The organism is Cellulomonas sp. Leaf395, assembly GCF_001424125.1.
In the GTDB taxonomy this organism is placed as follows: Bacteria; Actinomycetota; Actinomycetes; order Actinomycetales; family Cellulomonadaceae; genus Cellulomonas.
Genome location: NZ_LMQI01000001.1, coordinates 207,598 through 219,718, shown reverse-complemented (window position 1 = coordinate 219,718; position 12,121 = coordinate 207,598). Strand labels below are relative to the sequence as shown.

Here is a 12,121-nt window from a genome sequence, read left to right as displayed (position 1 = left end):
GCCCCCGCCTCGTGGTCCCGCGTTACTCGACGCCCGACTGACGGCGTCGCAGCCACGTCAGCCCGCCGAGCACGGCGACACCGGCGGCGACCAGCCCGGCCGCGATCGCGAGCGTCGGCCCGGTCTCCGTCCCGGTCACGGACAGCTGCTCCGCACTGAGCACCGGGTTGGTCAGGCAGCTCGGGCTGGACGGCGGGTACGCGACCGTGACGGTAGCCTCAGGGTTCACCTGGAACAGCACCTGCACGCTCGGGCGCACCCAGTCGAACTCGTCGCCCTCGACCCACGTGCCGTCCGTCAGCTGGGTCCAGCCTGGCCAGTCGACGCCGCGCCCGTTCACCACGACCGCGCCCGGCCAGTTGACCGTTCCGGACAGCGGCTGGTCCGCGTAGACCACGTCGGCTCCGCCTGGGTTGAGCCAGGTGATCGTCACCGTCGTGGCAGTCGAACCCGGCACCGTGATGTCGTAGCGCAGCTTCGGGACGTCACCGTCGCAGATCGGCGCCAGCACGCCGACGTTCAAGGCAGTCGGGGTGGGCGTCGGCGTCGGGGTCGGCGTCGGCGTGGGGGTCGGCGTGGGGGTCGGCGTCGGCGTGGGGGTCTCCGCCCGGTAGCACGGGGCTGCGGGGTTGGTGGACTGGAACCCCAGGGCGCCTGCCACGGTGATCACCCGGGTCTTGGTGGTGGTGCCGTCCGGGAACGTCGCGCCGTTCTCCGCGGTGATCGTCAGCGTGTAGACACCCGGGCCGTCGTAGGTCGGGGTCACCGACACGCTGACGTTCGGGAACGTGTCCTCGAAGTCGAACGACCCGGCCGTCTCGCAGGTCGGCGGCGTGGGCTCAGCGTTGAACAGCGCCGGGATCGGCACGACGGGAACGGTCGGCGTGGGCGTCGGCGTGGATGTCGGCGTCGGCGTCGGCGTGGGTGTCGGCGTTGGCGTGGGTGTTGGTGTTGGCGTTGGCGTGGGTGTTGGTGTTGGTGTCGGCGTCGGCGTGACGGTTGGGCTGGTCGTCGGTGGGTAGGTGAAGGCCGCGTCGTCCAGATCCGACGTCGTCTCGGACTCCCCCGCGGCGGTCGCCCACGACGCGACGGCCAGGCCGAGGACGACGGCGAGCAGCGCCGCAATACACAGCTTGATGGTTGATCTCATGGTGCGTGCCCCCCGGCTCGGCGGGCGGTCGTCTACCCGCCCTTCCCGGGGCCGGGGGCGGTGAACTCTCGTGACGCACCGCACTCCCGAACTCCGGGCATTCGTGTCATGTCACCAATAGGCTGGCACACTATTCGGAATCGGTCATTAAGGACATTTGTCCAACAGAATGCGCGTACAAATCGCTCCCTGTCGGTAGCGACGACAGACCGACGGACCGCATGGGGGCAGCTCGAGCAGACCCTCACCTCGATGACCGTCCGCCGAGGGATGCGTCCCACCGTCGACCCCTGGACTCGGCCGCTCGCCGCGCACGTTCCAGGCGGAGCGGGTAGAACCGATCCACATGACCATCGTCGGATTCCACAACTCGCACGAGCAGGTCCACCCCGCCGCGCTCCTCGCGGCCACCCAGCGCGCGGAGCAGGCCGGGTTCGACGCCGCCATGTGCTCGGACCACTGGGCCCCCTGGTCGGTCCGGCAGGGCCACTCCGGGTTCGCCTGGACGTGGCTGGGTGCTGCGCTCGCGACGACCGGGCTCCCCCTCGGCGTCGTGAACGCGCCGGGTCAGCGGTACCACCCGGCGATCATCGCGCAGGCCGCGGCGACGCTCGCCGCGATGTTTCCGGGGCGGTTCTGGGTGGCGCTGGGCTCGGGCGAGAACGTCAACGAGCACATCACCGGCGGACGCTGGCCGGCCAAGGCCGAGCGGGACGCGCGCCTGCGGGAGTGCGTCGAGATCATCCGCGCGCTGCTGGACGGCGAGGAGGTCACGCACGACGGGCTGGTCACGGTGGACCGGGCCAAGCTGTGGACGCTTCCCGACGAGAAGCCGCTGCTCATCGGCCCCGCGGTGACGCCCGCGACGGCCCGCGCGCACGCCGCCTGGGCCGACGGGCTGGTCACGGTGAACCAGTCGCCGGAGATCCTCAAGCAGGTCGTAGGTGAGTACCACGACGCCGGCGGGCGCGGCTCACTGAGCCTGCAGGTGCACGTGTCGTGGGCTCCGACCGCGGAGACCGCCCTGGCGGTGGCCCGGGACCAGATGGCCGGCCAGGTGTTCGGCCCGCCGGTGGCGTGGGACCTGGACACCCCGGAGGCGTTCGACTCCCTCGGCACCCACGTCGGCGACGAGACCCTGCGCCGCAGCGTGCTGGTCGACCACGACCCGGCGCGCCTGGCCGACCGGGTGGGCGAGCTCGTGGCCATCGGCTTCGACGCGGTCTACCTGCACCAGGTGGCGACAGACCCCGTGCCGAGCGACGAGAAGCACGACGACGCCGCACGGACGGCCACCCCGCGCAGCGCGACCCTCGACGCGTTCGTCGACATGGCCGCCGAGCACCTCCTCCCCCAGCTGAAGCAGGTGACCGCATGAGGATCCACGACACCGGCGACCTGTGGTGGAAGAACGCCGTCATCTACTGCCTGGACGTCGAGACGTTCATGGACTGGAACGACGACGGCGTCGGGGACCTGCCCGGCCTGGTCCAGCGCATCGACCACCTGGCCGACCTGGGCGTGACGTGCCTGTGGCTCATGCCGTTCTACCCGACGGCCGACTACGACGACGGCTACGACATCTCCGACTTCTACGGGGTGGACTCGCGCCTCGGAGACGCTGGCGACCTGGTCGAGGTGATCCGGACGGCGAAGGATCGCGGGATCCGGGTGATCGTCGACCTCGTCGTGAACCACACGTCGGAAAAGCACCCCTGGTTCCAGAGCGCCCGCAGGAGCAAGGACAGCCCGTTCCACGACTTCTACGTATGGCGCTCGGACAAGCCGCCGTCGACCAAGGACAAAGTCGTCTTCCCTGACAAGGAGACGGGCATCTGGACCAAGAACGAGGCCACCGGCGAGTGGTACCGGCACACCTTCTACCACCAGCAGCCCGACCTGAACACGGCGAACCCGCAGGTCAGAGACGCGATCGCGAAGGTCATCGGCTACTGGGCGGAGCTCGGCCTGAGCGGGTTCCGCGTGGACGCCGTGCCGTTCTTCCTGGCCGATGCCGCCAAGACGCCGGGTGACAAGGTCGAGGACAAGCACGACTTCCTCAAGGAGCTGCGCGCGTTCCTCACGCGGCGGGTGGGCGACGCGATCCTCATGGGCGAGGTCAACCTGCCGTACGTGGAGCAGCAGAAGTACTTCGGTGGCGACGGGGCCGACAGCGACCAGCTCACGCTGCAGTTCGACTTCATCGGGATGCAGAACCTGTACCTCGCACTGGCCCGGCAGGACGCGCGACCCATCGCGAAGGCTCTGGATCAGCGGCCGGAGATCCCGCACGACGCGCAGTGGGCCACGTTCGTCCGCAACCACGACGAGCTCACGCTGGACAAGCTGTCGGAGGACGAGAAGCAGGAGGTGTTCGCCGCCTTCGGCCCCGACCCCGACATGCAGCTGTACGACCGCGGCCTGCGCCGACGCCTCCCGACCATGCTCGGCGGCGACCCGCGCCGCATCCGGATGGTCTACTCGCTGCTGTTCTCGCTGCCCGGCACCCCCGTGCTGTTCTACGGCGAGGAGATCGGCATGGGCGAGAACCTGGCCGCCGAGGGACGCCTAGCGGTCCGCACCCCGATGCAGTGGACGTCGGGCGTCAACGGCGGGTTCTCCCGGGCGCCGAAGCGTGCGCTGTCCGGCCCGGTCACCGACGGCGGGTTCTCCCCTGAGCACGTGAACGTCGCCGACCAGCGTCGCGACCCGGACTCGCTCCTGTCCTTCGTGCAGCTGCTGATCGGGCGGTACCGCGAGTGCCCCGAGCTCGGCTGGACGCCGCGGGCCGAGATCCTCGACCAGCCGCACAGCGCCGTCCTGGCGCACCGCAGCACCTGGGACGACGGTTCCCTGGTCGCGCTGCACAACCTGGGCACCGAACCCGTGATGGTCCCGCTGCGGCTGGCCGACTGCGACGACACGGTCCAGCTGGTCGACCTGCTCCAGGACGGGTCGTGCACCATCGACGCGCGCGGTGCCACCGAGGTGGAGCTCGACGGCTACGGCTACCGCTGGCTGCGCGTGGTCCGCGAGGGCGACCGCCGGCTGCTGTAGCCGCGGCCGCCGAACCGTTTCGCACCTCTCACCCACCGGCTCGCTCAGCAGGCTCCCAGGGTTCTCGCGTACCGTGCCGTGGTCCGCCGCCTCCCCGGGCGGGACCCGAACCGACGGAGGACCCTCGTGCGCCGCACGACCACCGCCCGCCGCGGCCTCGCCGCAGCAGCTCTCACCCTGTCCCTCGGCCTCGCGCTGGCCGGCTGCTCCGGCGACTCCGGCGACGACCCGTCGCCCTCCGCCTCCTCGACGTCGTCGGCGAACCCCGCCGACACCGCCGCACTGGCCGAGGTCACGGTCGAGGGCGAGCCCGGCAGCAAGCCCACCATCACGCTCCCGAGCACCCCGTTCGAGGTCACCGCCCTCACGGTGCGCGTGGTCGACGAGGGTGACGGCGACGAGATCGAGGAGGGCCAGACCCTCTCGATCCAGACGACCGCGGTCAGCGGCGCCGACGGCTCGGAGCTGGGCGACACGTACTCCACCGCGCCCGAGAAGATCGTCGCCGACGACCAGCTGCTCCCGGAGCTGCACGACGCGCTCGTCGGCCAGCAGGTCGGCGTCCGCATCCTCTTCGCGATCCCAGGCACCGCGGACGCGACTTCTACTGCGGCCCCCGTCACGAACGTCGTCGTCGGTGAGGTCGTCGAGGCCAAGGACACACCGAAGCCCCTCGAGCGCGCCGAGGGTGAGGCCGTGACGCCTGCCGCCGGCCTGCCCACGGTCACGCTGGACGCGGACGGCAAGCCGTCGATCACCCCGGTCGACGCCGCGGCGCCCACCGAGCTCGTCGTGCAGCCGCTGATCACGGGCACGGGAGCACCCGTGACCGAGGACCAGACCCTCACCGTCAACTACACCGGCTGGCTCTGGGACGGCACGCAGTTCGACTCGTCCTGGGACCGGGGCGAGCCGGCGACGTTCGCTCTCACCGGAGTCATCCCGGGCTGGACGCAGGGCCTCACCGGCCAGACGGTCGGCAGCCAGGTGCTCCTGGTCATCCCGCCGGACATGGCCTACGGGGAGCAGGGCAGCGGCGAGTCCGTCCCGCCGAACTCGACCCTGATCTTCGTGGTCGACATCCTCGCGGCCAGCTGACAGCTGCTGCACCGCACGAGCCCGGGACGCACCTCGCGTCCCGGGCTCGTCGCGTCCTAGGGTGGCTCAGGAGCAACCCGTCGACCAGGAGTGGGCCATGGACCAGGCAACGACGCCGAGGATCCGCACCGTGGCGCTGCTGGGCGCCGTCGGGTCGGGCAAGACGACACTCACCGAGGCGCTGCTGCACCGGGCCGGCGTGCTGAGCCGCACCGGCCGCGTCGAGGACGGGTCGACGGTGAGCGACCACGAGCCGGAGGAGATCGCCCGCGGAATCTCCCTGGGCCTCGGCGTCGCCCCCTTTCCGTGGACGGCGACGGACGGCAACACCTACGACGTGACGCTGCTGGACACCCCCGGGTCGGCGGACTTCGCCGGGGCGGTCGACGCGGCGCTCGCAGCCGCGGACCTGGCGCTCGTCGTCGTCAGCGCGGTCGACGGGGTGCAGGCGGGCACGCACACGGCGTGGCGGCTCGCGACCGACGCCGGGGTGCCGCGCATGGTCGTCGTCACCAAGGAGGACAAGGCACGGGCCGACTTCCGGCACGTGCTGGCGGACCTGCGGGAGGCGTTCGGCGACGGGCTGGTCCCCCTCGAGCTGCCGCTGGGCGAGGAGACCGCCTTCACGGGCGTCGCCGACGTGCTCAGCGAGGAAGGTCTCGCGTACGACCGTGAGGGCCACCACCACACGGAGGCGCTGCCGGCCGGGCTCGCCGACGAGGAGCACCGCCTGCACGACGAGATCACCGAGGAGATCGTCGCCCACGACGACGACCAGCTGGAGCGCTACCTGTCGGGCGACGTGCCCACCACGCAGGAGCTGGAGAGCACGCTCGCGCACGAGGTCCTCGCGGGCGAGGCGTTCCCGGTCCTGATGGTGTCGGGGGTCACCGGCGTGGGGGTCGACCGGTTGGCGGACCTGCTGTGCGAGCTCGGCCCGTCACCGGCGGACCGGACCGCACGGGTGCAGGCGGGGAAGACGGAGGTCGAGGTCGCCGCCGACCCCGCCGGACCGACGCTGCTCTACGCGTTCCGGACGCTCGCCGACCCGTTCGTCGGCCAGGTCACCATGTTCCGCGTCCTGTCCGGCACGGTCCGCAACGGCGACCGGCTGCTGAACACCGCGACCCGCACGGAGGAGCGCATCCCCGGGCTGTTCCGGCTGCGCGGCAAGGAGCACCTGCCGGTCGACGCGGTACCGGCGGGGCAGATCGGCGCCGTCGCCAAGCTCACGGGCACCCCGTCGGGAACCCTGCTGGCGGAACGGACCGGGCCGGGCGCGTCGATGACCGCCCGGCCCCCGCGCGAGCGGGCCACGGTGTTCGGCCTCGCGCTCGAGCCGGTCACGCAGTCCGACGACGACCGGCTCTCCGCCGCGTTGACCCGTCTGACCGCCGAGGACCCGACCCTGCGGGTGGACCGGTCCGGCGACAGCACCGTGCTGCGCGGGCTCGGCGACACCCACCTGGCCGTCGCGCTGGAGCGGCTGGCCCGCGTCTTCGGGGTGCACGTGAGCACGTCGCCCGTGCCGGTGGGGTACCGGGAGACCATCCGGAAGCCGGTCGAGGCCGAGGGCAAGGTGAAGAAGCAGTCGGGCGGGCACGGGCAGTTCGCCGTGGTGCAGCTGCGGGTGTCCCCGCTGCCCAGCGGGACGGGGTTCGAGTTCGTCGACGCGATCGTCGGCGGGGCGATCCCGCGCACGTACGTCCAGGCCGTGCACAAGGGCGTCGTCGAGGCGATGGCGTCCGGTGGGCCGCACGGGTACCCCGTCGTGGACCTGCGCGTCGAGGTCTACGACGGCAAGTCGCACTCGGTGGACTCCTCCGACATGGCGTTCCGGACCGCGGCCGCGACCGGCGTCCGCGAGGCGCTGCACGCCGCCGGGACCACCGTGCTCGAACCCATCAGCCACGTGTCCGTGACGGTGCCGATGGCCGCGCAGGGCGACGTGATGAGCGACCTGTCCGCCCGCCGCGGGCACATCAACGCGACCACGTCCCTCGACGACGGCCTGGTGCTCATCGAGGCGTCGGTGCCGGAGGCCGAGCTCGGGCGCTACGTGCTGGACCTGCGCTCGCTCACCGGTGGTCGCGCGGAGCTGACGATGGAGCCCGACCGGTTCGAGGTCTGCCCCGACCACCTGGTCCCCGCGTGACGCAGGAGCGCGAGCTGGCGGAGCTGACGCGCCTGGTCCGGGAGTTCAGCACCGAGCGCGACTGGCAGCAGTTCCACGACCCGAAGTCGGTGATCCTGGCGCTCGTCGGGGAGGTCGGGGAGCTGGCGGAGCTGTTCCAGTGGGTGCCGGCGGAGGAGGCTGTCGCGCGGTTCTCGGACCCGTCCCGCAAGGCCCGTGCGGCGGAGGAGATGGCCGACGTCCTCGTCTACCTGGTGTGCCTGGCGGACGTGCTCGGCGTCGACCTGGGCGAGGCTGCCCGCGCCAAGCTGGCCGCGTCGCACGTGCGGTTCGCGGCCGACCAGGTCCGGGGCGTCGCACCCGACAAGCCGTAGCCTCGTCCCCATGGCCCGGTACTTCGACGTGCACCCCGAGAACCCCCAGCCGCGGTCGATCGCGCAGGTGGTCGACCTGCTCCGCCAGGACGCGCTCATCGCCTACCCCACCGACTCGTGCTACGCGCTCGGGTCCCGGATCGACAACCACGCGGGCGCCGACCGCATCCGGACCATCCGGCACCTCGACGACAAGCACCACTTCACGCTGGTCTGCGCCGACTTCGCGCAGCTCGGGCAGCTGGTGCACCTGGACAACAGCGCGTTCCGGGCCATCAAGGCGGTCACCCCCGGCCCGTACACGTTCATCCTCCCGGCCACCCCCGAGGTGCCCCGCCGGCTCGCGCACGCGAAGAAGCGGTCGGTCGGCGTCCGGATCCCCGACCACCCGGTGGCGCAGGCGATCCTGCGCGAGCTGGGTGAGCCCCTCCTGTCCAGCACCCTGCTGATGCCCGGCGCCGAGTGGCCGATGGTCGAGGGCTGGCAGATCAAGGAGGAGCTGGACCTGGTGCTGGACGCGGTCGTCGACGCGGGCGACTGCGGCACGGAACCGACGACGGTGGTCGACTGGACGGAAGGCGCTCCGGAGGTGGTCCGGGTGGGCGCGGGCGACCCAGACCGCTTCAGCTGACACGCCACCGAACTCGTCGGTCGCGGCCGAACTCGTCGGTCGGGGCCGAACTCGTCGGTTGCAACGAACGATCTCGGCCCGGAGCGACGAGTTCGGGGCGACGCGGAGGAGGCGGACATGGCGTACGTCGGAGTGGTCGGGCCGTCGTCGGCCGACCAGCGTGAGCTGGACGACGCGGAGTCGCTCGGGCGCGGGCTCGCGGCGCGCGGGCATGTCGTCGTCTGCGGCGGGCTCGGCGGGATCATGGAGGCCGTCGCGCGGGGGGCGGCACAGGCGGGCGGGATCGTCGTCGGACTCCTCCCCGGCACCGACCGCTCGTCGGCGAACCCCCACGTCACGGTGACGATCCCGACGGCTCTCGGCGAGATGCGCAACGCCCTGCTCGTGCGGTCCAGCGATGTCGTCGTGAGCGTCGGCGGGTCGTGGGGAACGCTCAGCGAGATCGCGCTCGCGATCCGCACGGGAGTGCCGGTGATCGGGATCGGAGGCTGGCAGCTGACGACGGCGGACGGCCGGACGATCGACGACGGACCGCGGTCGGTGTCGTCGGCCGACGCGGCGCTCGAGCTGCTGGACGACCTGCTGCCTCGGTAGACCGAACGTTCCCCTGACCTGCACAGATGGACCCCAGCGACCCATCGCGCACGGACCGTGGCCCGTGGACGTACCGTGCTGAGTGTGGACCACCCGCTCACGGTGCCGACGACGCCCGACGACGTCGCCCGTGCCGCCGCCGACGCCCCCGACCTGGCGGCGCTCGACGCCGTCGTCCCGCATTGCCGTGCGTGCCCGCGCCTCGTCGAGTGGCGGGAGCTGGTCGGCGTCGAGAAGCGCGCGGCGTTCCGCGACGAGACGTACTGGGCGCGACCGGTCCCCGGCTTCGGTGACCCGGACGCGACGGTGCTCGTCGTGGGTCTGGCTCCCGCGGCGCACGGCGCCAACCGCACGGGCCGGATGTTCACCGGCGACCGGTCGGGTGACTTCCTGTTCGCGGCGATGCACCGCACGGGGTTCGCGTCGCAGGCCACGTCGACGTCCCGCGACGACGGCCTCACGCTCACGGACATCCGCGTCACGGCGCCGGTGCGGTGCGCGCCGCCCGCCAACGCGCCCACCCCGCTGGAGCGCCGGACGTGCGGGCCGTGGCTGGGCCGGGAGCTGGCACTTCTGCGTCCGCGGGTGGTCGTGGTGCTCGGCGGGTTCGGGTGGCAGGCGCTGCTGACGACCCTGGCCGAGCAGGGCTGGGCGGTGCCACGTCCGCGGCCGGCGTTCGGTCACGGCGTGGAGCTGGCCCTGTCCGGGCCGGGCGGTGCCGAGCTCGTGCTCCTCGGCTGCTTCCACGTCAGCCAGCAGAACACCTTCACCGGTCGGCTGACCCCGGACATGCTCGACACGGTCCTGCTGCGAGCCCGGACCCTCGCCGGCTGACCAGAGTCCGCGGCTACGGTCGGACGATGGAGATCTCCTTCGTCGCGGGCTTCGGGCCCATCACCCAGGACGGTGACGCCGCCCGCGCGTTCTGGGGTGACAGCCTCGGCATCGCCCTGGAGGAGCCGGTGCCCGGGTACCTCACCAATGACGACCTCGACGGCGTCAAGGCGTTCGCGCTCTGGCCGCTCTCCCAGGCGGCGCAGTCGACGTTCGGGTCGGCGCAGTGGCCGACGGACGTGCCGGTCCCGCAGGCGTGGGTCGAGCTCGACGTCGCGACTGTCGCCGCTGTTGCCGATGCCGTCGCCGAGCTGACCGCCGCGGGTCACCGAGTGCTCAAGGACGCCACGGAGGAGCCGTGGGGTCAGACGACCTCCCGGCTGCTCAGCCCGGAGGGCCTGCTGGTCGGCGTGACCTTCACACCCTGGATGCACTGACTTTGTTCGTCGCTCTAAGAAAGTCGTAGGGTGGCCTCCTCGGCGATCGAAGGAGATGGCGTGGGCGACCTCGGCTACGTGGCGGGCATGACGTGGGGCTGGACCGGCGTGCGGGGCACGTGGGGTGGCCCGGATGCTCAACGGTCGATGGACCTCATGGTCGAGCGCCTGGGCGTGAACTGGACGGCGATCACGCTCAGCGCCCTGCAGGACACTCCGCAGTCGACGCAGATCCAGTTCCACGACCGGCCGACGGTCACCGACGACGAGGTCCGCTGGGCGGTCCGGCAGGCCAAGGCGCGCGGGCTGAAGGTCTGCCTGAAGCCCGTCGTCAACGTCAAGAACGGGACGTGGCGCGCCCACATCAACTTCTTCGACATCGACGTCCCCCCGGAGCCCAAGTGGTCCGAGTGGTTCGCCAGCTACACCGAGTTCATCGTCCACCACGCGCGCATCGCCGCCGAGGAGGGCGCCGAGATGCTCTGCATCGGCTGCGAGATGGTGCAGACGGACCGCCGCGAGGCGGAGTGGCGCGCCCTGATCGCGGAGGTCCGCGCGGTCTACGACGGCCTGGTCACGTACAACTGCGACAAGTACCAGGAGGACCGCGTCGGCTGGTGGGACGCGGTCGACGTCATCTCGTCGTCGGGCTACTACCCGGTCGACGACTGGGAGAACCAGCTGGACCGTATCGAGCCCGTGGTGGCCGCGTCCGGGAAGCCGTTCTTCTTCATGGAGGCCGGCTGCCCCAGCCGCGTCGGCTCCCCCGCCCTGCCCAACGACTGGAACCTGCAGGGCGCGGTGTCCCAGCAGGCACAGGTCGACTGGTACCAGGCGGCGTTCACGGCGTGCGCCCGGCGCGACTGGGTGGGCGGCTTCATGCTCTGGGACTGGCCCGCACGGTTGTACGACGAGTCCGCCGCGGCCACCGACGACGACTACTGCATGTTCGGCAAGGCCGCCGAGGGTGTGGTGCGGAGCGCCTACGCGGAGGCCCTCCGCACCGGCGTCAGCTGACGACGACCGTCTTGGTGAGCTTGTCCGAGAACGTCTGTCGCTTGGCGTCCCAGAGCGGCCAGAGGTACCCGAGGTAGAAGAACCCGTCGACGTAGTGGGCGACGTCGCGCACGAACGCCATCCAGATGCCGAGCGGCTCGCCCGTCCCGTCGCGCTGCATCGTGAGCCCCAGCGCCTTCTTGCCCCACGACTGCCCGGTCCGGCCGCCGCGCACCCACCGGTTCCATCCCCACAGACCGAACGAGACGAACGCACCGAGGACGAACGCCAGGGCGCCGGCAGGGTTGGGCTGGCTCACCGGCACGCCGTCGACGTAGGACGTGGTCGGTGACGCCACCGCACCGATGATGGCGCCCATCCAGTAGGGCAGCAGGGCGAGCGAGTCCAGCAGGTAGGCACCCACCCGCTGGCCCCACGAGGCGTGGATGACGCCGAACCCGACGAAGTACCCGGGGTATCCGACCGTGGGAGCGCCGTACGCGGGAGAGCCGTACGCGGGAGGACTGAACGTCGGTGCGCCGTCGGCGGGTGCGCCGTACGCGGGAGTGCCGTACTCGGGAGTGCCGTACGCCGGTGCACCGATTGCGGGGGTGCCGTACGCGGGGGCCCCGAACGCGTCCTGGCCGTACACGGGCGCGGCCTGTCCGTAGGAAGCGGGTACCGCGTACGGATCGGCAGCCGACTGCCCGTAAGGGCCCGGTGCGGGCTGGTCCCAACGCGCGCCTGAGGGCTGGAAGGGGTCCTGGTTGCTCACGGTTCTCCTGTGCACTTGGGGGCTGACGGACGAGTCCACAT

At 71.7% G+C, this 12,121-nt stretch carries 13 protein-coding genes; 10 read left to right on the top strand and 3 right to left on the bottom strand.

Annotated features, from left to right (window positions below; translation table 11 throughout):
• Positions 1-22: 22 nt before the first annotated feature.
• Together ASG23_RS20210 and ASG23_RS20095 are read right to left on the bottom strand one after the other, a co-directional pair.
• Positions 23-868: a hypothetical protein gene (locus ASG23_RS20210; RefSeq protein ID WP_056018874.1), complete on the bottom strand. Its 846-nt coding sequence runs from the start codon at positions 866-868 to the stop codon at positions 23-25.
• Positions 840-1,082, bottom strand: a complete 243-nt coding sequence (locus ASG23_RS20095) for a hypothetical protein (RefSeq protein ID WP_056018872.1) — start codon at positions 1,080-1,082, stop codon at positions 840-842. Before ASG23_RS20095 ends, ASG23_RS20210 begins: the two co-directional genes overlap by 29 nt.
• A 414-nt stretch (positions 1,083-1,496) precedes the next feature.
• Here ASG23_RS20095 and ASG23_RS01070 point away from each other — a divergent pair, with 414 nt between their 5' ends.
• The 10 genes from ASG23_RS01070 to ASG23_RS01025 all read left to right on the top strand — a co-directional run bounded on the left by ASG23_RS01070 (position 1,497) and on the right by ASG23_RS01025 (position 11,326).
• Entirely contained in the window at positions 1,497-2,528 is a 1,032-nt protein-coding gene (locus tag ASG23_RS01070) for a TIGR03885 family FMN-dependent LLM class oxidoreductase (RefSeq protein WP_056018870.1), read from the top strand.
• Complete coding sequence (locus ASG23_RS01065; RefSeq protein WP_056018867.1) at positions 2,525-4,207, top strand: alpha-amylase family protein; 1,683 nt, start codon at positions 2,525-2,527, stop codon at positions 4,205-4,207. The genes ASG23_RS01070 and ASG23_RS01065 overlap by 4 nt, the downstream gene beginning before the upstream one ends.
• Before the next feature lie 126 nt (positions 4,208-4,333).
• Positions 4,334-5,305, top strand: coding sequence for an FKBP-type peptidyl-prolyl cis-trans isomerase (locus ASG23_RS01060; protein WP_056018864.1), 972 nt, complete (start codon positions 4,334-4,336; stop codon positions 5,303-5,305).
• A gap of 97 nt (positions 5,306-5,402) precedes the next feature.
• Positions 5,403-7,460 (top strand): elongation factor G, encoded by a 2,058-nt coding sequence (locus tag ASG23_RS01055; protein ID WP_056018862.1) that lies wholly within the window; start codon positions 5,403-5,405, stop codon positions 7,458-7,460.
• On the top strand, positions 7,457-7,813 hold the full coding sequence (locus tag ASG23_RS01050; RefSeq protein WP_200941483.1) for a nucleotide pyrophosphohydrolase: 357 nt from the start codon (positions 7,457-7,459) through the stop codon (positions 7,811-7,813). Before ASG23_RS01055 ends, ASG23_RS01050 begins: the two co-directional genes overlap by 4 nt.
• Before the next feature lie 10 nt (positions 7,814-7,823).
• Positions 7,824-8,444: an L-threonylcarbamoyladenylate synthase gene (locus ASG23_RS01045; protein ID WP_056018860.1), complete on the top strand. Its 621-nt coding sequence runs from the start codon at positions 7,824-7,826 to the stop codon at positions 8,442-8,444.
• Positions 8,445-8,561: 117 nt separating this feature from the next.
• Complete coding sequence (locus ASG23_RS01040; protein ID WP_056018858.1) at positions 8,562-9,038, top strand: TIGR00725 family protein; 477 nt, start codon at positions 8,562-8,564, stop codon at positions 9,036-9,038.
• 84 nt (positions 9,039-9,122) lie between these two features.
• Complete coding sequence (locus tag ASG23_RS01035) at positions 9,123-9,872, top strand: uracil-DNA glycosylase (protein WP_327019452.1); 750 nt, start codon at positions 9,123-9,125, stop codon at positions 9,870-9,872.
• A gap of 26 nt (positions 9,873-9,898) precedes the next feature.
• Positions 9,899-10,309, top strand: a complete 411-nt coding sequence (locus ASG23_RS01030) for a VOC family protein (RefSeq protein ID WP_056018856.1) — start codon at positions 9,899-9,901, stop codon at positions 10,307-10,309.
• Positions 10,310-10,369: 60 nt separating this feature from the next.
• A complete protein-coding gene (locus ASG23_RS01025; protein WP_442856797.1) occupies positions 10,370-11,326 on the top strand; it encodes a glycoside hydrolase family 113 in 957 nt (318 codons plus the stop codon).
• Here the strand turns inward: ASG23_RS01025 and ASG23_RS01020 are convergent.
• The gene (locus tag ASG23_RS01020) at positions 11,319-12,080 is read right to left on the bottom strand and encodes an RDD family protein (protein ID WP_162242647.1); all 762 of its coding nucleotides are present in this window, start codon (positions 12,078-12,080) and stop codon (positions 11,319-11,321) included. The two genes, ASG23_RS01025 and ASG23_RS01020, sit on opposite strands and share 8 nt — an antisense overlap.
• Positions 12,081-12,121 lie beyond the last annotated feature (41 nt).

Coding starts and splice junctions, on each gene's coding strand:
- ASG23_RS01030 (WP_056018856.1), top strand. CDS start 9,899: ATGGAGATCTCCTTCGTCGCGGGCTTCGGGCCCATCACCCAGGACGGT.
- ASG23_RS01070 (WP_056018870.1), top strand. CDS start 1,497: ATGACCATCGTCGGATTCCACAACTCGCACGAGCAGGTCCACCCCGCC.
- ASG23_RS01065 (WP_056018867.1), top strand. CDS start 2,525: ATGAGGATCCACGACACCGGCGACCTGTGGTGGAAGAACGCCGTCATC.
- ASG23_RS01055 (WP_056018862.1), top strand. CDS start 5,403: ATGGACCAGGCAACGACGCCGAGGATCCGCACCGTGGCGCTGCTGGGC.
- ASG23_RS01045 (WP_056018860.1), top strand. CDS start 7,824: ATGGCCCGGTACTTCGACGTGCACCCCGAGAACCCCCAGCCGCGGTCG.
- ASG23_RS01040 (WP_056018858.1), top strand. CDS start 8,562: ATGGCGTACGTCGGAGTGGTCGGGCCGTCGTCGGCCGACCAGCGTGAG.